The sequence below is a fragment of the Exiguobacterium sp. QJM3NY_9 genome, assembly GCF_056173545.1.
The window spans coordinates 428,509-449,754 of sequence record NZ_CM149679.1 but is presented as its reverse complement, the minus strand read 5'-3'; the positions used below and the strand labels follow the sequence as shown (position 1 = coordinate 449,754).

The window sequence follows — 21,246 nt, the reverse complement described above, 5'->3', positions numbered from 1 at the left end:
CTTGTTTTCCTCCTCATCATTCATTACTCCTATCTGTACCCGTTTTATAGAAAGTCATACCTCAAAAACCGAAAAGGATGATTATGATGCAACAGCAACTCTTCACTCAACTCGATCAACTCGAACAACAAATCATTGAAAGACGTCGTGATCTGCACCGTCACCCGGAACTCTCTTTTCAAGAAGTGCGGACACCAAACGCCATCGCCTCGTTTTATGATGAGCTTGGTCTCCCTTACCGCAGGAACGTCGGTGGTAGCGGGATCGTCGCGACCCTCAAAGGAAAACATCCTGGAAAGACCATCGCCATTCGGGCCGATTTCGATGCCCTGCCACTGCAGGAGGAAACGGATCTCGCCTTCCGTTCGATTCATCCGGGTGTCATGCATGCGTGTGGACATGACGGACATACGGCGATTGCACTCGGTCTTGCCTCGGCCTTTACAGCACTGCAAGAAGACCTTCACGGAACAATCGTGTTCATTCATCAACACGGGGAAGAAGTCTTCCCGGGTGGTGCCATTCAAATGATTGAAGACGGCTGTCTTGACGGGGTCGATGCAATTTTCGGTACGCATCTCGAAAATGACTTACCTGTCGGAACAATTGGCTATCACGCAGGACATACGCTGTGCGCCATCGATGAATTCGAAATCGTCGTCCACGGACAGGGTGGTCATGCGCAAGCCCCTCATAAAACACAAGATGCACTCGTCGCCGGGGCACAACTCGTCTGTAATCTCCAACACCTCGTCAGTCGGCGCGTTGATCCGTTTTCACCTGCCATCATCGCAATCGGTTCATTCCATGCCGGAACGGCTCCGAACATCGTTACTGGTGAGGCACGGATTGTCGGTGAAATCCGGACATTTGACGAAACACTCCGGCACCAGTTACGCCAGCAGGTCGATTTAGTTGCCCGGACGACGTGTGCCGGAATCGGTGCCAGCTATTCCATCGACTTTACGACGGGTTATCCATCCCTTTGGAATCATCCGGTAGAAACAAATCTCGTTAAAGAGGCGACGGCATTTTTAGGTGAAGCCCATGTCAAAGAACTTAAACCGATGATGGCAGCCGATGATTTCGCCTACTATTTAGAACGCGTCCCGGGAAGTTACTTCTTCACGGGCTCTGCCAAAACGGATGGGAGTACGATTTATCCGCAACATCACCCGAAATATGAAATCGATGAACAGGCATTGCTCATCGGCGCAAAAGCCTTAGGTGCAACCGTCCTTCATGCTTTACAATCTTAAGGATTGACTTTGTCGTTTTAGAGATGCTATTATCACATCAATGATAACGAATTTAATCAACTTCATATAACACTTATCAAGAGTGGACTGAGAGATCTGGATCGATGACGTCCCAGCAACCTGCCTTCAGTGGCAAGGTGCTACGACCAGCAAAGCGCAAGCTTTGGTTGATAAAAAGCGACGACTCCTTTTGCAACCAAGCAAAGGAGTCGTTTTCGTTTTCTCGCTGTCAGAGCACGAATCATTACAGGGCGACTACCGCCAGCGGAAAGGACGAGATATAGATGGAAAAAGCAACATTCGCAGGAGGCTGTTTCTGGTGCATGGTGACACCATTCGAGGAACTGCCCGGCATTCACGGAATTGTTTCCGGTTATACAGGAGGACAAATCGAAAATCCGACATACGAACAAATAAAAACAGGCACGACCGGTCATTCGGAGGTCGTCGAGATTACATTTGATCCGGCGTTATTCTCATACGAGCGGTTACTCGAACTTTACTGGCCGCAAACGGATCCGACTGACGCCGGCGGACAGTTCCAGGACCGTGGGACACAATACGCACCTGCCATCTTTTATCATACGGAAGAACAGCGCCTTGCTGCGATTGCTTCACGTGATGCGCTTGCTGCGAGCAATCGCTTTAAGCAGCCGATTGTCACACGAATCGAAGCGGCACAAGCCTTCTATCCGGCAGAAGACTATCATCAAAACTTCCACAAAAAGAATCCCGAGCACTACAAAAAAGACCGGAAAGCATCCGGTCGCGATGAATTCATCGATGTGGCTTGGAAAGAAGAAGTATCTGTCTAAACTAAAAAAAGCCCGCTTCGTGCGGGCTTTTCGTTTGTAGATACACTCTTATGAAGAGTGAATATGCTATAACAAGAGGCAATCCGTTCGCGCTCCCCTGTCTCGCCTCGTCTTCAAAGCGGCAATCTTCCGTGCCGCTACAGCAAAGCTGCAGGGTCGCGACCGATTACTTTTCGCTTTAAAAGCGATTCGAGACGGATTGCGCTCTAACACTACTCTATGATTTTCTCTGCGGTACACCCTGAAAGCTTCGTTTTTCGTTGACTCCTACGGGAAAAAGCGCGTGAACACGCGCTGCCAAGAGGCTGGCAAGACCCTGCTCGTTGTCCGTGAGGATCAAGGAGCAACGGCCTTGCGCCTCGCCCGAGGAAAGCAACGAAAAAGGAAGAAGCTTCCCCCCCCACGTTCCTTTGTCTGCATGCTTATTTAGTCAAAAGTTTTCAATTGTCTTTTTGATAAGGTAGCCTAAAAGGTTTTGATTTCTGTCGACTCTAGTTATTCATCACATTCATTAATGTATCCTTATGGTGACGCGCTAACTTGATCAATTCAAAATCGCCCGTACTAATTTTGGCTTTGAGGGTTTCAACTTCCCCCCATGCTAACTCATACTGTTTTTTATCAATGACACCTTGAGATAGAGCATCTTCCAGTTCATCAGTATCCATTATGTACATATCACCAGACGGTAGCAGAACGATGTCTAAAAATAAGTCCTCCCACCACGGACTTCCATTAGTAAAACCACTCTGCAAACAAATATCGATATACCACTGCACGATATTTCCATCAGCATCGAACATCGTCGTGACAGCATGGTGTGCATTTGAAGGGAACTGCTGAAGCCACATGTAACCATCATCCAAAATACAGACATGTTCCTTTTCATAATGAACGCTCAAGGGATGCGATACTTGAATGGCATGCAATAATGTTATATGCCCTTTAAACTCTTCTGTCTCGATTAATGACTGTGCGTACGCTCTCTTGCTGACCCGCTTCCACTCCGAACGTTTTCCATCTTTTCGCTTTAACATCTTCAGTCGCCCCATTCAACCATCACGATACCTTTTCCGACAAATCATCCGAAGATTCGATTTCTACGACTTGATACCGTTTCAACACAAAAATACCGGCTAGCATCACAAGCAATCCAGCGACTTGTCCGAGCGAAAGCTCAAGTTCCGGTAAACCGAACCAACCGAACAAGTCGACACATAATGCAAAACTCAGTTGCGAAATCAAGACGACCGAAATCGCAATCGATGGACCGAGCAGCTGAATCCCGCGCATCACACAAAAGACGACACCGACACCGACCAGACCACCGAATAAATAAAGCGGTTCGACCGTTTGAATGTTCGAGAATGTGCCACCCCGAAATAAGACTAGCGCAAACAGTGAACCGATGAACCCGACAAAAAAGACGAGGGTCGTCGTCGCCCATGCCCCAAACGCATGACTCATCCGTGCATTCAATACCGTCTGTAAACTAATCATCATTCCTGCCGTAATCGCACAAAACATACCTAGTCCCACACTAGCCCCTCCTTATTCGTAACTATTTCCGTTCGCTTTTTCTTTAATCCGCTCTACATCTAAAATAATGATTTTCCCGCGTCGTCTCGCCAAGATTTCTTCTTCACAAAGTGTTGAGATGATACGGTTTAAATGACGGTAACTCGTCCCGAGCCAATCGGCGACGTCATGGAGATTCGACGTTCGCATCTCTTGATAAAACAGACTGTCGGAAACGTCCGAGGTAATCGATAACAAATATCCGGCAAATCGTTCTTCGACCGAATAGAGGACATGAAATGATGCTGATTTCGAGTCGGCGTACCACTTGGTCGTAATGACCCGCAGTAAAAATTGTAAAAAGGTGTTCGTCGTATTGTGCTCACGTAAGATCGCATACGGAATGCTGAGTGCCACGACGTCCGTAATCACCTCGATGGTATTCAAGACTTCCCGTTGATTGATATATTCCGCATCACCAATCACCGTCATCGCCTTTTTGAAGCGTAAAATCCGTTGTTTCCCTTCAGCCGATGCTGCAGAGATTTTAATTTTTCCTTCGACGATGAAATACATCCGGTCAATCGGTTCACCCGTCACACATAACAGGTCCCCTTCCGAAAACGTTTCGATGCGTAAATAGCCTTTACTGGTCTCCGTAAAAATATCCGCTAAGTCGTACTGTTTTAAATAGGTCTCAATCGTCTGCATAGATCCTCCCTTTAGGACAGTGAAAAAATCGCAACTCCGGCAAGCATCAAACTGATCCCGATCCACTGTCCCCGGTTACTCCTTTTTTTGATGACACCAAACCAGCCGTTCAAATCAATCACGAATGCACATAAAATTTGTGCGACGAGCAACAAACACATCGCCCACGTCATGCCAAGTAACTGAATCGACGTCAGTTCGGTCACGACGACGAGTACGCCAAGCAATCCGCCACTGGCATAGAGGAGCGGAAGCTGTCGAAAACCGCCGATTTTCCGGTCACGAACCACACTATAAATCGCTAAGCACCCCATCAATCCGACGAAATGAACGATCGTCACCGAAAACCACGGACCAATGGCATCTCCTAAACGGGCATTAAAAATCCCCTGCAACGCAATGAATAGTCCACTCATTAATGCGAATATAACTCCCTGCACTTTAAGGCACCTCCTTTTGTTTCTTCTGTTATGAGTAGACACTATTTTCACCTTATCTGAAAAGGACAAATGTCCCATTTTAAAAAATTGTATAAAAAAAGACGGATTGCCCGTCTTCAGAGTGTAGATAATCGATTAAGAGGCGTAACCATGAGATATCGGGATGCAATCCGTTCGCGCTTCCCCGTCTCGCCTCGTCTTCAAAGCGGTATTACCTAAAAAAAGCGTCGTGTTTCGTTGATTCCTACGGGGAAAAGTGCGTTTTTTAACGCACGTTCAGAGGCAGGCAAGACCCTGCGCGTTGTCCGTTAGGATCAAGGAGCAACGGCTTGCGCCTCGCCCGAGGAAAGCAACGAATAACGACGCTTAATCTCCCGATCGCACGTTGTCTACAGTCCGAAGACGGATTGTTCGTCTTCTCAGGAACAATCCGCCTCACTTCTCGATTACATATAATCCGCCCGCACCCGTTCAATTTGCGTATACGCCTCCTGTTGCATCCGCTCGAATAATTCAGATACGGTCGGAATATCTGTAACGAGACCAGACACGAGACCGGCGTTGACATACCCGTTGACCTCGTCACCATCGACCGCACCCGTCACGTGATACGCTTCTGTCGTCTTCGCGTTAAACTCATCAAGCGATGAAACACCTTGTAGTGCAGCAACGTACGGTCCATTTAACACACGCCGGACACGGCCGACGGAACGACCGATGATTCGTGTCTCAAGATCCGTTGCTCCTACGAGATGGTTCTTGTAGTTCGCATGAACGGCTGCTTCTTGCGTCGCAATCAGACGCGTTCCAAGCTGCACCCCGGACGCACCAAGCATCCAAGCGGCTGCAAGTCCACGACCGTCTCCAATTCCCCCAGCCGCGATGACGGGAAGTCTGACATGATCCACGATTTGCGGAACCAGTGTCAGCGTCGTCAGCTCGAGCGGTGAATTGATACCTGCCGCTTCCACACCTTCTGCAACAAGCAAATCGACCCCGGCCGTTTCTGCCTTTAATGCGTGTTTGACTGACGCGATGACCGCAATCGTCGTAATTCCGGCCGTCCGTAAACGTTTAGTATAGGGTGCTGGGTTTCCGGCTGATAAGGACACGACCGGAATCTGTTCTGCTATCGCTAATTCAATCAGGGCTTCCGTATGCGGCGAGACACCAATCGCAATGTTCAAGGCAATCGGATGCGTTGTTAATTGACGGGTCTGCTCAATCAAACGGCGCATTTCTTCCGGCGAACGTGTGCCACAACCGAGTGTTCCTAAACCACCGGCATTCGAGACGGCTGCCGTTAAGGCAGCATGACTGACATTTCCCATTCCGCCTTGGATGATGGGAACGCGGATTTGCAGTAACTCACATAATCGGGACATCGTCTTCCTCCAATCTGCTGTTTAAGAATGATATACTAAGTAAGACTGAATTAAAATTCATTAATCGGAAAAGAGGGGTTTTTATGAATATTCCATATCGTGATACGACACCTAGACTTGCGGAGACCGTCTTCGTGGCGCCGGGCGCCTTCTTAATCGGTGACGTAACGATCGGTGAAGAGTCAACGGTTTGGTTCAACGCCGTATTACGCGGGGATGAAGGACCGATTACAATCGGGAAGCGTTGCAGCATCCAGGACAACGCGACGATTCATTTATACGAAGGGGCACCTGTCATCGTCGAAGACGAGGTGACGGTCGGACATAATGCGATTCTCCATGGCTGTCGCATCGGTCGCAGATCGATCGTCGGCATGGGGGCGACGGTCCTTGATCACGCCGAAATCGGTGAAGAATGTATCATCGGCGCCAATACGTTGATTCCCCCGGGCAAGAAGTTCCCGCCCCGCTCCTTGATCGTCGGCTCCCCCGGTAAAGTCGTGCGGCAGTTGACACCAGCTGATCTCGAGATGATTCAGGAATCAATCGACTCCTATGTTGATAAAGGGTACGCCTTCCGGGAACAGCTCGGACAATAACTGTTTTCCACATGCGAAAAGTGAACTTCCAGAAGACCGGAGCTCACCTGTAATAGATTCATTTCTCAATTGACGCTACGGTCGTAAGCACAAGGTTACTTGCGCTTACGACCGCTCCGCAAACAATGGATGCTCCGACGCATCGTAGTCAGCACTTTTTTGTGTCACGTCGTGTGTCTCTTTGAAAATCGACTCAAAAAATCGGCTGGCCGGTGCCGCAAGCAAGCGATAGTATTGTTCGAACAATACTGCCGCATGATGACCGTTCCAGGCATCCGGAAGTAATTCTTGCGGCAGACCAGGATCCGTAAACAAAAACTTCCGGTATTCATGGACGAGCTTCGTCCGTTCGACAAAACACTGTTCCTCATCCATCTCTCCGAGTTGGATTTGGCTTTGGTGGACGATGTAACGCCGGCTGTACTCAACGATGAATGCTTCGTACCGCGCTTGTAACTCGTCGAGTGGAAAAGCACGTTCGACGAGCGATTGATCTTGTTGCGGTCCGTGGTATTCGCCGACGAAAAAATCAACGTATTCGGTAATCTGATACGCCTCGATCAGACGTGTCGCTTCTTTTTCAAGCGGGTTCGGAGAAATCCAGACCCCGTTTGATAAGTTACCGAAACCACTCCATGTCAGTTCCTTCCGCAACTCATCCCGAATCTGACGTTTTTCCTCCGGAATCGTATACATCAACGTCCGCCATTTTCCATCCCAGACGTGTGGCGTCGACTTGTAAATCCGCCGTGCCGCCTCTTCCATCCGTTCGACCCCACGGTCCGTCAGCGAATAAAAACTTTTTGTCCCTTGTTTTTCAGAAATCAACCATCCTTGCTTGACCATTCGTGAAACGGCAACGCGAACGGCTTGTTCGTTATGTCCGAACTCCTTCAACAACCGAATCAGACTTCCCACCCAAACCTGATTCCCGTAGTGCCGGATGTAATCGCCATAAATCGTAAAAATCATCGATTGGGTATTCGCACTCATGTCATTCACTCTCTCTTTGATATAACGTTTTTTTGTGTACCGTTAGTATACGTGTTATTTCAGGTGGCGACCATCCTCATCTCCCTTGAAACTGCGGTGTTCGTTTCTCAGCAAAGGCGCGGAGTGCTTCAAGCCGGTCCTCGGTCGGTATGACTGCCTCATAGGCTTCCGTTTCAAGTCGTAAGCCGTCAGCGAGCGACACATCCATTCCGCCGTCGATCGCTTGTTTCGCCTGACGAATGGCAATCGGCCCATTGCGGAGCATCGCTGCTGCCAGTTCAAAGCAAGCCGGTAACAACGCATCCTTTGTCGCGACGACTTGCGAGACGAGCCCGTATCGTTCTGCCGTCTCGGCATCAATTTTCTTCGCCGTAAAGATCAGTTCTTTCGCCCGTGTCTCCCCAATCAGACGCGGAAGGCGTTGTGTTCCACCCGCTCCCGGGATGATACCAAAGCTCGTTTCCGTCAGACCGACCAACGCGCCGTCGACGATGATCCGGAAATCGCAGGCAAGCATCCACTCAAATCCCCCGCCAAGCGCGTGACCGTTAACTGCTGCAATCGTCGGTTGAGGCAACGCCGCGATGCTCGCAAAGACTTCACGGATTGCCAGCACATTCCGACGGACTTCTGTTTCATTCAGTGTCACCCGCTCTTTTAAGTCAGCACCGGCACTAAATGCTTTCCCTGTCCCGGTAAATACGACGACCCGGACCGATTCGTCCGTTTTAACGGCATCCACAAGTTCCTGTAGCTCGACCAGCGTCGGATAATCAAAACAATTCATCCGTTCCGGACGATCAATCCGAATCAGCGCAAGTTGTCCACTTCGTTCAAAATGAATCATGTCAGTCCCTCCCGTTCGACTATCAAGGCGATTCCTTGTCCGACCCCGACACACATCGTCGCCAGCCCGTATGTCCGGTTCGTCCGCTTCATTTCATGCAACAAGGTCGTCAAAATCCGGGCACCACTTGCACCGAGTGGATGACCGAAAGCGATCGCCCCTCCGTTGACATTGACCTTTTCCGCATCCAGACCAAGTTCATGGATACAGGCTAAACTTTGTGCGGCAAATGCTTCATTCAGTTCAATCAGGTCGAGTTGCTCGATTGTCAGTCCTGCGCGCCGTAACGCTTTTTTTGTCGCGTCAATCGGACCAATCCCCATGACGGCAGGTTCGACACCTGCCGTCGCACTCGCCCGGTAAAACCCGAGCGGCGTCAGTCCAAGCTCACGTGCGTGTTCTTCGCTCATCAATAACAAAGCGGATGCACCGTCATTGACGCCTGACGCATTCCCCGCCGTGACCGTTCCGTTTGGAAACAACGGGCGCAATGTGCCGAGCTTCTCGCGCGTCGTCTCTGGGCGCGGGTGTTCATCTTGACTGACCTCAAGCATCGCTCCCCGTTTGTTTGCGTAACGAACAGGAACGATTTCGTCCGCAAAACGTTGACTATCGATCGCCTGTTTTGCCCGGAACTGGCTTGTATACGCGAAGTCGTCCTGGGCGTCCCGGCTGATTCCATAACGCGACGCGACATTCTCCGCCGTTTCCGGCATCGAATCGGTTCCGTATTGTTCGGCCAGCCGTTCATTGACGAACCGCCAGCCGATTGTCGTATCGTATAACGTTTGATTGCCACGCGGGAACGCCGCATCCGGTTTCCCCATCACGAATGGAGCACGCGTCATACTTTCCGTCCCGCCGGCGATATAGACGTCGCCTTCGCCTAAGGCAATCGCCCGTGCGGCTGCGATGACAGCATCCAGTCCGGAACCACATAGCCGATTCATCGTCGTTCCGGCGACACTGACCGGTAAACCGGCAAGTAAACCCGACATCCGGGCGACATTGCGATTATCTTCGCCCGCTTGGTTGGCGTTGCCGAAAATGACTTCTTCGATTGTTTCAGGGGCAACTTGTGTATTACGGGCGAGTAAGGCTTCGATGACGACTGCTCCTAAGTCATCCGGCCGGACGTCTTTTAACGCCCCATTGTACCGTCCGATCGGTGTCCGGACGGCATCGATGATTGCGACACGCCTCATGGTGCCTTCACCCCGCTTTCCGCATAGTCATATACTCCGCGTCCCGTCTTACGGCCGAGCCGTCCCGCTTTGACGTATTGCTCGAGCAATGGAGCCGGACGGTATTTTTCTCCGAGCTTCTCATGTAAGTAACGTAAATTATGCAGGCGGGTATCGAGTCCGACTAAGTCTCCCAGTTCGAACGGTCCCATCGGATAATTCAACCCAAGCTTGATCGCCTTATCGATTTCTTCCGGCGTCCCAAGTCCTTCTTGTAGCATGTAGAAGGCTTCGTTACCGACAAGCGCACTGATCCGTGACGTGACGAACCCCGGGAATTCCTGGATGACGACCGTTTCTTTCCCCATCCGTTCGGCGACGTCCGTCAGTGCCGTCACTGTCTCATCCGACGTTTCAAGTCCACGGACGAGTTCGACGAGCGGCATCAGATGAACCGGATTAAAGAAATGCATCGCCATGACACGGTCCGGTCGCATCGTGAACGAGGCGATTTCTGTCGGACTCATCGTCGACGTGTTCGTCGCGAAAAAACATGCCGGCCGGGCTGCGGCTTCAATCGTCCGGAAGACGGACTGTTTAATCTCGAGCCGTTCCGGAACGGCTTCAATCACGAGATCGGCGTCTGCTGCGGCCGCTGTTAAGTCTGTTGAAAAACGAAGGTGAAGAAACAGTTGTTCGATTTCATCCGCCGACATCTTCCCGCGGACGATTCCTTTTTCGGCAATCCGTTCCAACTCCTGTTTGGCAGAAGTGAGCAAGGCAGTTTCGATGTCGACGAGTGTGACTTCGAATCCTTTTGCGGCTGCGACGTAGGCGATTCCGCGCCCCATGACGCCTGATCCAACAACGACAATCTGATTAATCATCTGAATTCCTCCTTATAAAAAAATGTGCGGACTCGCGTCCGCACGTTGGTGTTTACAGTCCGAACGGATTAAGCGGACGGCTTCCGTAATACGATAAGATACTTTTCGTTTCCGTGTATAAATCAAGCGTTTCGATACAGAGTTCACGACCGAAACCAGATTGTTTGTAGCCACCGAACGGCGTACCCGGGAAGGCGGAGAACGGACAGTTAACCATGACGATCCCGGCTTTGATTTGGTTCGCGACTCGTGTCGCCCGTGCCCCGTCCTTCGTCCAGACCGCTGAACCGAGCCCAAACTCCGTATCGTTCGCGAGACGGACTGCTTCTTTTTCATCTTTGAATGGCATGACGACGACGACCGGTCCGAAGATTTCTTCCTGGACGGCCTTCATGTCCTGCGTGACGTCCGTGATGATCGTCGGTGCATACCAGAAGCCTTTTTCGAATCCTTCGACCTGTTCGACTTGACCGCCCGCAAGGATCGTTGCCCCGTCTGCTTTTGCCGATTGGACGTACCCGTCGATGACATCGAGTTGCTGTTGATCAATGATTGCCCCGACATGCGTCCCTTTATCGAACGGGTTCCCGAGGACAAGCTGCTTTGTCTTCGCGACGAATTGTTCCATGAATGTTTCGTAGATGTCTTCATGGACGTAAAGACGTGACCGTGCCTCACACGATTGACCGCTGTTATAGAAGATGCCGAACAACGAGCCGTCGACAGCAGCCGTGATATCCGCATCTTCAAAGACGATGTTCGGTGACTTGCCGCCGAGCTCGAGCGTGACACGCTTCAGCGTCTCGGATGCCCGACCCATGATGTCTTTCCCGACCGGTGTCGAACCGGTAAAGGCTACTTTATCGACGTGCGGATGCTCGACGAGATGGTTCCCGATTTCGCGTCCTGATCCCGGAATGACGTTGACGACGCCTGCCGGGACACCGGCTTCCAGACAAATTTCTCCGAGAATGATGGCAGTCAGCGGCGTCAGCGTTGCCGGTTTGACGACGACGGAACAACCGACCGCGATCGCTGGTGCGACTTTCCAGGCAGCCATCATCAACGGATAGTTCCATGGAATGATTTGGGCACAGACACCGACTGCTTCTTTTTCTGTGTAGTTATGGAATTGTCCCGGCACGTTATTGACGACACCGCGGTGACCGACGATCGCCCCGGCATAAAATTCGAAGTCTTCGATTGCCTGCGTGACTTGTCCTTGCGCAGCCGCTAACGATTTCCCAGTATCGAGAATCTCGAGTTCCACGATTTCATTGAAGCGCGACCGCATGATGCTGGCGATTTTGTTCAGGATTTGCGCACGACGACCAACTGGCCACATCTTCCATTTGCCATGGTCAAACGCCTCACGTGCTGCTTTGACGGCACGGTCAGCATCTTCTTTGGACGCTTTCGCCACTTCTGCCAGGACTTCGCCGGTCGCCGGGTTATAGGTCTTAAACGTCTCGCCTGTCGTGCCTTCGACTTGCTCCCCATTGATGATGAGGTGGTAGACCGACCGTTTCATTTCGATTGTTTTTTCGTGTACCGTTGACATGACATCCACTCCCTTTTTAGTTTCCTTTGAATGTAGGTTGACGTTTTTCGAGAAAGGCTTGCATGCCTTCCGTTTGATCGTCTGTCGCAAATAACAAGTAGAAATTTCTCCGCTCGTGTTCCATTCCGTCCTGAATCGACAAGTCGCCGGCTTTATCGACGGCATCCTTAATCAGGCGGACCGACATCTTCGGTTGCGCCGCAATCCGGTGGGCAACGGTCAATACCGTCGCTTCGAGTCGGTCGGCTTCGACGAGTCGGTTGACGAGGCCAAAACGCTCCGCTTGATCTGCTGTCATCTGCTCCCCCGTCCATAACCATTCGAGGGCACGTGTCCGGCCGATCCGTTTCGTCAGTCGCTGTGTTCCGCCTGCTCCCGGCATGACACCAAGATTGACTTCCGGGAAACCGAACCGTGTCGTATCTGTTGCATAAATTAAATCGCAGGCAAGTGCCAGTTCAAACCCGCCACCAAGGACATAGCCGTGAACGGCAGCGAGCAGCGGTTTCTTCAACCGGCTGATGCGATCCCAATCGGCGAAAGGGTCCAGGAGTTCCATCGTAATCGGTGTTGCCTCTACCATCTCGTCGATGTCTGCCCCGGCAGAAAATGATTTTCCGGCGCCACTCAATACGATGGCACCAATTGTTTCGTCACGGTCGAACTGCTCCATCGCTTCGACAATTTCACGAATCATCGCCCGGTTGAGGGCGTTGTACCGCTCCGGCCGATTGAGAGTGATGCGTCCGACCGCTCCATCAATCGCCGTCTTAACGTACTGTTGCATCGGCATGGACTTCTTCACCAATCATCAATGTGACGAGATCCCCAGCGAAGCTCATCAAGTCCTTCCCGGATGCTTTCCCTTCAAGTGAACGCATACCGGCCTGCATCGACTCGTGACTTTCGTAGACCATTTCACACATCAAATAATATTTTCCTTCGCCACCCATCGGTGAACCGACGATTTTCGTCACGGTCATCTCTTGTAAGCCGGGAATTTTAGCCGTGATCGGACCATGAACATTGAAGTAGTGCTCGTCAAACTGTTCCTTGTTCTCCGGGTGTTTATAAAGCGCGATTAGTTTTACCATATCAATTACCTTCCTTCACATGAGAGTAGAGACGGGTTTCATCGCCTCGAATGGATTTTTACACGTTTTACAGTACAGAATGCTGCGACATGCCGTCGGCCCAAAGAGGTTTTCAATCGATACGAACGTCGAACCACAGTACGGACAATCAATTTCCCAAGATCCATCGACGACGCGTGGTGGTGCAATCCCGAATGACTTCAGTCCCTCGATGCCCTGCTCAGTGATCCGGTCCGACGTCCACGGCGGGTCAAAGATGAAGACAACGTCGATTGTTTGTAACGCCGTAATTTGCTCGAGTGCTGCAATCGTATTTTTTTTGATGATGTCGAGTGCCGGACATCCGAGGAATGTCGGAAGTAACGTCACCCGAAGCGCGTATCCCGTTGCAGATTCCGTCAACTCCATCTTGTCGAACATACCGAGATCAAGAATGCTGACGGCATCGATTTCCGGATCCTTGACGGTATCGAGCGCGGCCTGGATTTCTTGTTGTAACGCAAGCGTCGTCATGACGCATCCCTCCTCACCATACAGCGGACTGGTCAATCAAGTAGACTTCTCCGAGTGTCGACAAGGCATCGTTCAAGTCAGCCGAATGTTCACTGTTGCGGCCATTGGCTGACATCCGCATCTCCGGTAACGTGACATTCAACTCGACGAGCGTCGGCGTCAATGTCTGATACCAGCGATCAAGTAAGATGCCTTGCCCTTCAATCAATCGCATCTCTTCAATCACGTCACCGTGCTCCCCGTAATCAAACATGTCGCCGAAGTCCGCCAGCACTTGTTCGAGTGCCGCATCCATCTTTTGACGTGCCGTCGGAGTCGCTTGATACAGTTGCGTGAACCATGTTTGCCAGTGGAGCAGGTGATAGTACAATTCCATATTGATTTTGACGGCGGCTGCCGCGAGTGGGGCATAGCTGCTGTTTTTTAAAGCATCGATGCGGATTTTTTTCGCCAGCGTGTAACAGTAGTTCCGGACGACAGCATACGCCCAGTCATATTCCGGTGTCTCCATGTAGTATCCGGGACCGTTGACCCGTTCGACGAGAATCGAATTTTTCCGTTCGTGCGCCAGCCGGACATGTGCCAATGCGTCCGCCTTCCCCTCCCCTAACTCTTCGAGCAACTGATAATACATCGCCGCGTGTCCCATCGAATCCTGGGCAATGGATGAAGACGCGACATCTTCTTCGATATGCGGTGCCAGACCAAGCCATTCCGAGCCGCGGAACGCATAAAGAAAATCGTCATCCGCTAACTGATACAGTAACGCTGCGAGCGCTGTCCGTTCTTGCTCCGTCATTTCGAGTCGCCTCCCTGCCAAGACATGATTTCTTTTTCGTCGAGCATCTGCTGTTCATAATGGCGCCACTTTTTCTTCAAGTAGCCGTACCCTTTCGTCGTCCGGTAATCCTTGTTATCGAGTCGCGTCAACATCTGCTTTTCGTCAGGAGTCAGGCCGCGGACGTCCGTCCGTTTGACGACCCAAATGTCGACGACCGGTTCGCGGCGCATGAAGTTTTCTTGCGCCATCAGTAAAGCCATTTCCTTGTTTGGTGCAAGCAAGCTGAATTGATGCGTGAACGCGGCGTTCGGCGTCCGTTTACTAAACACTTCGAACTCCTGATAAAATGTTTCCGTCATGTCGTTACCCTCCTTCATGCCATCGTCTCGGCCAACGCTTCACGGACCCACGCGTTATTTTGATAAGACGTCCGGCGTAAGGCGAGACGCTCCTTCGAACGCGGTCCTCCGCCTTGAATGATTTTCTTAAACTCCGACCAATCGGGCTGGGCATAAATCCATTGTCCCGATTCTTCGTCAAAACGGAGCGTTGGATCCGGAATGACCAGTCCAAGCGATTGAATCCGCGGAACATACTTCGTAAAGAAATTTTGCCGGAGTTCTTCGTTTGTCTTCGTCCGGATCTTATAAGCGATCGTGATATCCTGTTTTGATGTCCCGGTTGTTTCTTTTGTCGCCGGACCGAAGAACATCAACAGTGACTCCCACCATTCATCCAGTGATTCCTGAATCATTGCTTTTTGTTCGGGTGTTCCTTCAGCAAGTGCCATGATGATCGATTCACCATGCTGCGCATGGAACACTTCTTCCGCACAAATTCGTTGTAAGGCACGGGCATACGGACCGTATGACGCCCCTAACATGTTCGTCTGGGTGATGATTGCCGCCCCATCAACGAGCCAACCGATCGTTCCAGCATCTGCCCATGTACGGGTCGGCATGTGGAAGACGTTATGGAACTTAAGGCGTCCCGTAAACAGGTCATCCATCAAATCACCGCGCGTTTTCCCGTATGGTTTCATCAAATCCTCGACGACGCGGAGCAACAGTTGTCCGTGCCCCATTTCATCCTGGACTTTCGCCATGATGCCGAGCTTCCGGCGCAGGGACGGGGCTTTCGGGACCCATTCCTTCTCTGGTAAGGCGCCCATGATTTCGCTGATTCCGTGCATCGAAATCAATTTGATTAACGTATCGCGGTAAAACGCAGGCATCCAGTCATCGGCTTCAATCTTTTCACCGTTCTCGATTCGTTCCGTGAACCGGGCGAGCTTTTCATCTTCCGTCATGACTTCCGGTTCGAACAAGTGTGTTGCATCGTACATGTTGAGTTCCTCCTCTTGTCTTAAACAGGTTCTTTATCCGACGTTTCGGTCCGACGATCGACAATCCGCTCTGCTTTTCCTTCTGAACGGGTGACGCCATACCGCGGGTGACAGATCATTTCAATCGAAATCAGGCATTCTGATTTGATGGCTTCACAGACGGTTCGCATGACTGCTTCCTGCTGCGTCTGTTCTTCGAGCTCGACGTGCAGCTCGATCGCATCAAGTCCATGTCGTTTGACGAGATGAATTTGATAATGTGGTGTGACACCATCTTGTTTCAATAGGACACGTTCAATCTCCGACGGGAAGACGTTGACACCGCGGATGATCATCATGTCATCCGTTCGTCCTGTAATTCGGGACATCCGGGTCGTCGTTCGACCGCAAGCGCATGTTTCACGTGTAATCGAAGCGAGGTCCCCCGTCCGGTAGCGGATAATTGGAAGCGCTTTCTTTTTTAAACTTGTAAAAACGAGTTCCCCGACCATCCCTTCTGGTAACGGTTCCCCCGTGCTGGGATCAATGACTTCCGTGATGAACAAGTCATCCATGATGTGTAATCCCTGTTGCGCTGGACATTCGACTGCGACGCCCGGACCCATGATTTCGCTCAGTCCGTAAATATCAAGTGCAGTAATATTCAATTTTTCTTCGAGCGTCCGACGCATTTCTTCCGACCACGGTTCAGCTCCTAAAATTCCATAACGTAAGCCCGTTGTCCGAGGATTGATGCCCCGCTCTTCCATCCGTTCTGCAAGGCGCAGCACATAAGAAGGTGTACCGCAAATCCCTGCCGGTTTGAAGTCTTCGATCAATGTGATTTGCCGATCCGTATTCCCGCCTGATACGGGGACGACCGTCATCCCGAGTTTTTCTGCTCCGGCATGTAAACCGAGACCACCCGTGAATAGTCCATAACCATACGCGTTATGCAACAAATCCGTCCGTTTTGCACCTGCCATGACGAGACCACGTGCGACGGCACCTGCCCAGTCGTCCAAATCTTCCTGCGTGTACCCGACGACCGTCGCTTTGCCGCTCGTTCCGGACGAGGCGTGAATGCGCGCAACCTCTTCTTGTTTGACGGCAAACAGCCCGAACGGATAGTTCTCACGTAAATCACTTTTTCGGGTGAACGGAAGTTTTTGAATATCTTCTAGCTGATCAAAGGCAACAGCATCAAGCCCGGCTTCCTCAAAACGTTTCCGGTAAAACGGCACACGTTCCATCGCATACCGGACCGTTTCACGTAAACGATTGAGTTGCAGTCGTTGTCGTGTTTCATGCGTCATCGTCTCAAGTGCCTCATCATAAAACATCGCGCACCTCCTCATTCATTTAACACAATAAAAATACGCTCGTTTAAATTTAGTTATACGTTAAACCTACGATACGTTCACAATGTTGTCAATGATTCATTTTGTTAAAAGCTCCCATATCTTTCGTCACCCAATCGAATCTTCGTCCTTTTTCGGATTTAAGGTCTTTTCACCATCATAAAACGGCATAACATACTACTGTTTGGAAAAAATTTCTGAAATGGTTTGCTCATTTTGTAACTGATTGATAAAATATCGTGTGACAAGTGTTATACTATTTTTGGTAAGACCACTTGGAGAGAAACAGATATGTTTTGAAGATAGAGGAGGATTCTATGAAACCTGGTTTAGCCCTTGGTCAGACGGCACGCGTCGAAACGACCGTCACGGAAGAGATGTTCGCACAGTTCGAAGGAACCGTCGTCCATCCCGCCTACTCCACTGTGTCGATGGTTTATCATATGGAGTGGGCCGCCCGCAAAATCATCCTCCCTTATCTGGAATCGTCAGAAGAAGGCGTCGGGGGAGCAGTCAACGTAAAACATCTGAATATGGCACCACTCGGATCACAGGTCAGCATCATAGCGACGGTGACAGAACTGCGGGACAACCGCGTCCGGACAAAAATCGATGTCACGAACGAACACGGGTTGATCGGCGTCGGCGAAGTCACGCAAATCATTTTGGATAAACGATTGATTGAGGACAAGTTGACGACACACGTTTTTTAAACTAAAAAATGAAAGCGCTTACTTAGAAATCCAAGGAGGCTTTGACATGAACATGATCAATCCATCTACAAATACATCTTTATCAATCATGGAAAAAATCGCAGGACACGAGCAGGTCGTCTTTTGTAACGATCCGATTTCGGGACTTCAAGCCATCATCGCGATTCACGATACGACACTTGGTCCGGCACTCGGCGGTTGTCGCATGGCACCGTATGCGACCGTCGATGAAGCACTGGACGATGTCTTGCGTCTGTCGCGCGGCATGACCTATAAATGCGCCGCTGCCGACGTCGATTTCGGCGGAGGGAAAGCTGTCATCATCGGTAATCCGGCAACGGACAAAACGCCGGAAATGTTTCGTGCTTTCGGTCGATTCGTCGATTCGTTAGGCGGACGTTTCTATACGGGGACGGACATGGGGACGACGATGGACGACTTCGTCCATGCGAGTCGCGAAACCTCACGGATCGTCGGCATCCCGGAAGCCTTTGGCGGGAGTGGTGATTCGTCGATTCCGACTGCTGAAGGTGTCGTCAATGGATTACGTGCAACGATTGAGAGCCTGTTCGGATCGGACGACTTGAGTCGTGCCTCTTACGCCGTCCAAGGACTCGGAAAAGTCGGTTATAAGGTCGCAGAACAACTTTTACATGCTGGTGCCAATCTGTACGTCTCGGACATTAACGAAGCAGCACTCGCCTCGATCGTCAAAGAAGCCGAGATGACACCGGGAACGGTTCATGTTGTTGCCCCACACGAGATTCACCTGACGGATGCCGATGTCTTCGTCCCTTGTGCCTACGGCGGTGTCATCCGTGCGGATAACATCGCAAGTCTTCCATGTAAGGCAATCTGCGGTTCAGCAAACAATCAGCTCGCAGACGATTCGCTCGCTGAAGAATTGATGCAGCGCGGCATCCTTTATGCCCCTGATTACATCGTCAATGGCGGTGGTCTGATTCAAGTCGCAGATGAACTGTACGGAGCCAATCATGAACGGGTCCTCCTGAAAACGCGCCACATTTACGATGCCGTCCTGGAAGTGTTCGGACAATCACGTGCCGAGTCGATCACGACACTCGAAGCCGCAAACCGGATGTGTGACAAACGGATTCATGTCCGCGCCCGCCACAATAACATCTTCACGAATACAACGAAACCAAAGTGGAACATTCGCAATCAATCTTGATGGAGGTGGACGAGATGGAATCACAATTCCCGATTCAACGTATCATCGACGATGCCGGTCACATCGTCGACGAGACGAAACGAGACGCTTTGACGAAAGAATTAGCGTTACAGTTATTCACGCACATGAACCGGATTCGGACATTCGACCGAAAAGCGATCAACTTGCAACGCCAAGGGCGACTCGGAACCTATGCCCCGTTTGAAGGACAGGAAGCGGCTCAAGTCGGCAGTGCCCTGGCGTTAAACGATACGGACTGGATTTTTCCGACGTACCGTGATCACGGGGCGACGTTGACGTTCGGTGCCGATATGGTACGGACACTCCTTTACTGGAACGGACGGGTCGAGGGGTGTGTCCCGACGGACGACTTGCATATCTTCCCCCCTGCCGTTCCGATTGCCACACAAATCCCCCACGCGGTCGGTGCCGCGTGGGCGGAAAAACGAAAAGGAACGTCCGCCGTCTCCGTTGCCTATTTCGGAGACGGGGCGACGTCTGAAGGTGACTTCCATGAGGGGATGAACTTCGCAAGTGTCTTCCAGGCACCGGTCATTCTGTTCAACCAAAATAACGGTTATGCGATTTCTGTCCCGATCCAAAAGCAGATGCACTCGGAGACAATCGCCCAAAAAGCACTCGCTTACGGCATGCCGAGCGTCCGGATTGATGGAAACGATGCCTTTGCCGTCTACTTCACGATGCAAGAAGCTGTCGCCCGCGCACGGAACGGTCAGGGACCGACATTGATTGAGGCCGTCACATGGCGGTTCGGTGCCCATACGACAGCGGACGACCCGTCGAAGTACCGCGATCAAGAACGGTCGCGCGACCGTGTCGATCCGCTCGAGCGACTCGAACAGTTCATGCGTACGCAAGGGTTTTACGACGAGACGGAAATCGATGCAATCCGGACACGTCACCAAACGGAGGTCGAGGAGGCCGTCAAAGCGATGGAAGCCTTCAAGCTACCGGCGATCGATGACCTCTTCGATCATACCTATGCGACGTTGCCAGCAGACGTCGCGCGTCAAAAAGCCGATTACCTGACTGCGAGGGGGAACTAACATGGCGACACCAATCAATCAGCAAACCGATATGACACTCATCCAAGCCGTCACGGATGCATTACGAATTAAATTAGCGACCGATGACACGACGCTTGTCCTCGGCGAAGATGTCGGTAAAAACGGCGGTGTCTTCCGGGCAACGGACGGACTACAAGCTGAATTCGGCGAAGACCGTGTCATCGACACCCCACTCAGTGAAGCGGGGATTGTCGGGACCTCGGTCGGACTTGCCGTCAATGGCTTTAAACCGATCGTCGAAATTCAATTTCTCGGGTTCATTTATCCGGCTTATGAACAAATCATGACCCACGTCTCGCGCATTCGGATGCGGACGATGGGACGCTACAGCGTACCGATGGTCATTCGTGCGCCGTATGGTGCCGGCATCCGCGCCCCGGAAATCCATTCGGACAGCACGGAAAGTTTATTCACCTCGATGCCCGGACTCAAGGTCGTCTGCCCTGCGACGCCTTACGACGCCAAAGGACTGTTACTTGCTGCAATCGATGACCCCGATCCCGTTCTGTTCCTCGAATCGATGCGGAGCTATCGGGCTTTCAAAGAACCCGTCCCAAACGAAGCCTATACGATTGAAATCGGTAAAGCGAACATCGTCTCGGAAGGTACAGATGTCACGTTGATTGCCTGGGGTGGAATGGTACAAGTCGCTCAAAAAGCAGCAGCACAGGCAGAAAAACAAGGTCTTTCCTGTGAAGTGCTCGACCTGCGGACACTTTATCCGCTCGATCAAGAGACGATCGCCGCCTCCGTCCAAAAAACAGGACGTGCCGTCATCGTCCACGAGGCCCATGCGATGGGTGGTCTCGGGACAGACTTGATTGCTTTGATTAATGACACATCCTTCCTCTACTTACGGGCACCGATTGCCCGCGTGACCGGATTTGATGTACCCGTCCCGTTGTTCGCACTAGAGGATCACTATATTCCGACACCCGCCCGCGTACTTGAAGCGATTACGCGTACGGTCGACTTCTAAGG

Annotated in this window: 24 protein-coding genes and 1 riboswitch; of the genes, 7 read left to right on the top strand and 17 right to left on the bottom strand. The window is 51.3% G+C overall.

Annotation, left to right across the window (positions count from 1 at the left end; genetic code table 11):
* Positions 1-86: 86 nt before the first annotated feature.
* Together AC0VYQ_RS02270 and msrA are read left to right on the top strand one after the other, a co-directional pair.
* On the top strand, positions 87-1,259 hold the full coding sequence (locus tag AC0VYQ_RS02270) for a M20 metallopeptidase family protein (protein WP_475404163.1): 1,173 nt from the start codon (positions 87-89) through the stop codon (positions 1,257-1,259).
* Positions 1,260-1,329: 70 nt separating this feature from the next.
* Positions 1,330-1,436, top strand: a riboswitch (SAM riboswitch).
* Between the two features lie 107 nt (positions 1,437-1,543).
* Positions 1,544-2,074: a peptide-methionine (S)-S-oxide reductase MsrA gene (gene msrA / locus AC0VYQ_RS02265; protein ID WP_088836228.1), complete on the top strand. Its 531-nt coding sequence runs from the start codon at positions 1,544-1,546 to the stop codon at positions 2,072-2,074.
* A gap of 491 nt (positions 2,075-2,565) precedes the next feature.
* On the opposite strand, the gene AC0VYQ_RS02260 is transcribed toward msrA, so the two are convergent.
* The 5 genes from AC0VYQ_RS02260 to AC0VYQ_RS02240 form a co-directional block, all read right to left on the bottom strand.
* Positions 2,566-3,111 (bottom strand): ribonuclease FAU-1 family protein, encoded by a 546-nt coding sequence (locus AC0VYQ_RS02260; RefSeq protein ID WP_475404162.1) that lies wholly within the window; start codon positions 3,109-3,111, stop codon positions 2,566-2,568.
* A 22-nt stretch (positions 3,112-3,133) separates the two neighbouring features.
* Positions 3,134-3,613, bottom strand: coding sequence for a DMT family transporter (locus AC0VYQ_RS02255; RefSeq protein ID WP_475404161.1), 480 nt, complete (start codon positions 3,611-3,613; stop codon positions 3,134-3,136).
* Positions 3,614-3,625: 12 nt separating this feature from the next.
* Positions 3,626-4,303, bottom strand: coding sequence for a Crp/Fnr family transcriptional regulator (locus AC0VYQ_RS02250; RefSeq protein WP_214770488.1), 678 nt, complete (start codon positions 4,301-4,303; stop codon positions 3,626-3,628).
* An 11-nt stretch (positions 4,304-4,314) separates the two neighbouring features.
* The gene (locus AC0VYQ_RS02245) at positions 4,315-4,743 is read right to left on the bottom strand and encodes a DMT family transporter (protein WP_214767195.1); all 429 of its coding nucleotides are present in this window, start codon (positions 4,741-4,743) and stop codon (positions 4,315-4,317) included.
* Between the two features lie 446 nt (positions 4,744-5,189).
* Positions 5,190-6,128, bottom strand: coding sequence for an NAD(P)H-dependent flavin oxidoreductase (locus AC0VYQ_RS02240; RefSeq protein WP_214805508.1), 939 nt, complete (start codon positions 6,126-6,128; stop codon positions 5,190-5,192).
* Between the two features lie 83 nt (positions 6,129-6,211).
* On the opposite strand from AC0VYQ_RS02240, the gene AC0VYQ_RS02235 reads away from it, so the two are divergent.
* Complete coding sequence (locus tag AC0VYQ_RS02235) at positions 6,212-6,727, top strand: gamma carbonic anhydrase family protein (protein ID WP_214767199.1); 516 nt, start codon at positions 6,212-6,214, stop codon at positions 6,725-6,727.
* A gap of 105 nt (positions 6,728-6,832) precedes the next feature.
* Here AC0VYQ_RS02235 and paaX read toward each other — a convergent pair whose 3' ends face one another.
* The 12 genes from paaX to AC0VYQ_RS02175 form a co-directional block, all read right to left on the bottom strand.
* On the bottom strand, positions 6,833-7,720 hold the full coding sequence (paaX, locus tag AC0VYQ_RS02230; RefSeq protein WP_088836220.1) for a phenylacetic acid degradation operon negative regulatory protein PaaX: 888 nt from the start codon (positions 7,718-7,720) through the stop codon (positions 6,833-6,835).
* A gap of 76 nt (positions 7,721-7,796) precedes the next feature.
* Entirely contained in the window at positions 7,797-8,567 is a 771-nt protein-coding gene (locus AC0VYQ_RS02225) for an enoyl-CoA hydratase-related protein (RefSeq protein ID WP_088836219.1), read from the bottom strand.
* The gene (locus AC0VYQ_RS02220; protein ID WP_475404160.1) at positions 8,564-9,772 is read right to left on the bottom strand and encodes an acetyl-CoA C-acyltransferase; all 1,209 of its coding nucleotides are present in this window, start codon (positions 9,770-9,772) and stop codon (positions 8,564-8,566) included. Before AC0VYQ_RS02220 ends, AC0VYQ_RS02225 begins: the two co-directional genes overlap by 4 nt.
* Positions 9,769-10,638 carry a 3-hydroxyacyl-CoA dehydrogenase gene (locus AC0VYQ_RS02215; protein ID WP_475404159.1) on the bottom strand — a complete coding sequence of 290 codons (870 nt, stop codon included), beginning with the start codon at positions 10,636-10,638 and terminating at the stop codon, positions 9,769-9,771. Before AC0VYQ_RS02215 ends, AC0VYQ_RS02220 begins: the two co-directional genes overlap by 4 nt.
* Positions 10,639-10,690: 52 nt before the next feature.
* Positions 10,691-12,199, bottom strand: a complete 1,509-nt coding sequence (locus AC0VYQ_RS02210; RefSeq protein WP_475404158.1) for an aldehyde dehydrogenase family protein — start codon at positions 12,197-12,199, stop codon at positions 10,691-10,693.
* A 16-nt stretch (positions 12,200-12,215) separates the two neighbouring features.
* Complete coding sequence (locus AC0VYQ_RS02205) at positions 12,216-12,992, bottom strand: enoyl-CoA hydratase/isomerase family protein (RefSeq protein ID WP_475404157.1); 777 nt, start codon at positions 12,990-12,992, stop codon at positions 12,216-12,218.
* The gene (locus tag AC0VYQ_RS02200) at positions 12,970-13,293 is read right to left on the bottom strand and encodes an EthD family reductase (protein ID WP_214767211.1); all 324 of its coding nucleotides are present in this window, start codon (positions 13,291-13,293) and stop codon (positions 12,970-12,972) included. Before AC0VYQ_RS02200 ends, AC0VYQ_RS02205 begins: the two co-directional genes overlap by 23 nt.
* A 15-nt stretch (positions 13,294-13,308) precedes the next feature.
* A complete protein-coding gene (paaD, locus tag AC0VYQ_RS02195; RefSeq protein ID WP_214767213.1) occupies positions 13,309-13,806 on the bottom strand; it encodes a 1,2-phenylacetyl-CoA epoxidase subunit PaaD in 498 nt (165 codons plus the stop codon).
* Between the two features lie 13 nt (positions 13,807-13,819).
* Positions 13,820-14,605 (bottom strand): 1,2-phenylacetyl-CoA epoxidase subunit PaaC, encoded by a 786-nt coding sequence (paaC, locus tag AC0VYQ_RS02190; protein ID WP_475404156.1) that lies wholly within the window; start codon positions 14,603-14,605, stop codon positions 13,820-13,822.
* Positions 14,602-14,946, bottom strand: a complete 345-nt coding sequence (gene paaB, locus AC0VYQ_RS02185) for a 1,2-phenylacetyl-CoA epoxidase subunit PaaB (protein ID WP_029332538.1) — start codon at positions 14,944-14,946, stop codon at positions 14,602-14,604. The genes paaC and paaB overlap by 4 nt, the downstream gene beginning before the upstream one ends.
* A gap of 14 nt (positions 14,947-14,960) precedes the next feature.
* Positions 14,961-15,932, bottom strand: coding sequence for a 1,2-phenylacetyl-CoA epoxidase subunit PaaA (gene paaA, locus AC0VYQ_RS02180; protein ID WP_214767219.1), 972 nt, complete (start codon positions 15,930-15,932; stop codon positions 14,961-14,963).
* A gap of 20 nt (positions 15,933-15,952) precedes the next feature.
* Complete coding sequence (locus tag AC0VYQ_RS02175; protein ID WP_475404155.1) at positions 15,953-17,254, bottom strand: phenylacetate--CoA ligase family protein; 1,302 nt, start codon at positions 17,252-17,254, stop codon at positions 15,953-15,955.
* 335 nt (positions 17,255-17,589) lie between these two features.
* On the opposite strand from AC0VYQ_RS02175, the gene AC0VYQ_RS02170 reads away from it, so the two are divergent.
* Genes AC0VYQ_RS02170 through AC0VYQ_RS02155 form a run of 4 tightly spaced genes read left to right on the top strand, consistent with a single transcriptional unit; the run spans position 17,590 to position 21,244 of the window.
* Entirely contained in the window at positions 17,590-17,985 is a 396-nt protein-coding gene (locus AC0VYQ_RS02170) for a thioesterase family protein (RefSeq protein ID WP_475404154.1), read from the top strand.
* Positions 17,986-18,031: 46 nt separating this feature from the next.
* A complete protein-coding gene (locus tag AC0VYQ_RS02165) occupies positions 18,032-19,177 on the top strand; it encodes a Leu/Phe/Val dehydrogenase (RefSeq protein WP_475404153.1) in 1,146 nt (381 codons plus the stop codon).
* A 14-nt stretch (positions 19,178-19,191) separates the two neighbouring features.
* The gene (pdhA, locus tag AC0VYQ_RS02160) at positions 19,192-20,244 is read left to right on the top strand and encodes a pyruvate dehydrogenase (acetyl-transferring) E1 component subunit alpha (RefSeq protein ID WP_475404152.1); all 1,053 of its coding nucleotides are present in this window, start codon (positions 19,192-19,194) and stop codon (positions 20,242-20,244) included.
* 1 nt (position 20,245) lies between these two features.
* Positions 20,246-21,244: an alpha-ketoacid dehydrogenase subunit beta gene (locus AC0VYQ_RS02155; protein ID WP_215115676.1), complete on the top strand. Its 999-nt coding sequence runs from the start codon at positions 20,246-20,248 to the stop codon at positions 21,242-21,244.
* Positions 21,245-21,246: the final 2 nt, after the last annotated feature.

What these genes read in the sequence shown, in the direction of transcription:
- AC0VYQ_RS02270 (WP_475404163.1), top strand. Translation starts at nt 87, where the DNA reads ATGCAACAGCAACTCTTCACTCAACTCGATCAACTCGAACAACAAATC.
- msrA (WP_088836228.1), top strand. Translation starts at nt 1,544, where the DNA reads ATGGAAAAAGCAACATTCGCAGGAGGCTGTTTCTGGTGCATGGTGACA.
- AC0VYQ_RS02260 (WP_475404162.1), bottom strand. Translation starts at nt 3,111, where the DNA reads ATGTTAAAGCGAAAAGATGGAAAACGTTCGGAGTGGAAGCGGGTCAGC.
- AC0VYQ_RS02250 (WP_214770488.1), bottom strand. Translation starts at nt 4,303, where the DNA reads ATGCAGACGATTGAGACCTATTTAAAACAGTACGACTTAGCGGATATT.
- AC0VYQ_RS02240 (WP_214805508.1), bottom strand. Translation starts at nt 6,128, where the DNA reads ATGTCCCGATTATGTGAGTTACTGCAAATCCGCGTTCCCATCATCCAA.
- AC0VYQ_RS02235 (WP_214767199.1), top strand. Translation starts at nt 6,212, where the DNA reads ATGAATATTCCATATCGTGATACGACACCTAGACTTGCGGAGACCGTC.
- paaX (WP_088836220.1), bottom strand. Translation starts at nt 7,720, where the DNA reads ATGAGTGCGAATACCCAATCGATGATTTTTACGATTTATGGCGATTAC.
- AC0VYQ_RS02225 (WP_088836219.1), bottom strand. Translation starts at nt 8,567, where the DNA reads ATGATTCATTTTGAACGAAGTGGACAACTTGCGCTGATTCGGATTGAT.
- AC0VYQ_RS02220 (WP_475404160.1), bottom strand. Translation starts at nt 9,772, where the DNA reads ATGAGGCGTGTCGCAATCATCGATGCCGTCCGGACACCGATCGGACGG.
- AC0VYQ_RS02215 (WP_475404159.1), bottom strand. Translation starts at nt 10,638, where the DNA reads ATGATTAATCAGATTGTCGTTGTTGGATCAGGCGTCATGGGGCGCGGA.
- AC0VYQ_RS02210 (WP_475404158.1), bottom strand. Translation starts at nt 12,199, where the DNA reads ATGTCAACGGTACACGAAAAAACAATCGAAATGAAACGGTCGGTCTAC.
- AC0VYQ_RS02205 (WP_475404157.1), bottom strand. Translation starts at nt 12,992, where the DNA reads ATGCCGATGCAACAGTACGTTAAGACGGCGATTGATGGAGCGGTCGGA.
- AC0VYQ_RS02200 (WP_214767211.1), bottom strand. Translation starts at nt 13,293, where the DNA reads ATGGTAAAACTAATCGCGCTTTATAAACACCCGGAGAACAAGGAACAG.
- paaD (WP_214767213.1), bottom strand. Translation starts at nt 13,806, where the DNA reads ATGACGACGCTTGCGTTACAACAAGAAATCCAGGCCGCGCTCGATACC.
- paaC (WP_475404156.1), bottom strand. Translation starts at nt 14,605, where the DNA reads ATGACGGAGCAAGAACGGACAGCGCTCGCAGCGTTACTGTATCAGTTA.
- paaB (WP_029332538.1), bottom strand. Translation starts at nt 14,946, where the DNA reads ATGACGGAAACATTTTATCAGGAGTTCGAAGTGTTTAGTAAACGGACG.
- paaA (WP_214767219.1), bottom strand. Translation starts at nt 15,932, where the DNA reads ATGTACGATGCAACACACTTGTTCGAACCGGAAGTCATGACGGAAGAT.
- AC0VYQ_RS02175 (WP_475404155.1), bottom strand. Translation starts at nt 17,254, where the DNA reads ATGTTTTATGATGAGGCACTTGAGACGATGACGCATGAAACACGACAA.
- AC0VYQ_RS02170 (WP_475404154.1), top strand. Translation starts at nt 17,590, where the DNA reads ATGAAACCTGGTTTAGCCCTTGGTCAGACGGCACGCGTCGAAACGACC.
- AC0VYQ_RS02165 (WP_475404153.1), top strand. Translation starts at nt 18,032, where the DNA reads ATGAACATGATCAATCCATCTACAAATACATCTTTATCAATCATGGAA.
- pdhA (WP_475404152.1), top strand. Translation starts at nt 19,192, where the DNA reads ATGGAATCACAATTCCCGATTCAACGTATCATCGACGATGCCGGTCAC.
- AC0VYQ_RS02155 (WP_215115676.1), top strand. Translation starts at nt 20,246, where the DNA reads ATGGCGACACCAATCAATCAGCAAACCGATATGACACTCATCCAAGCC.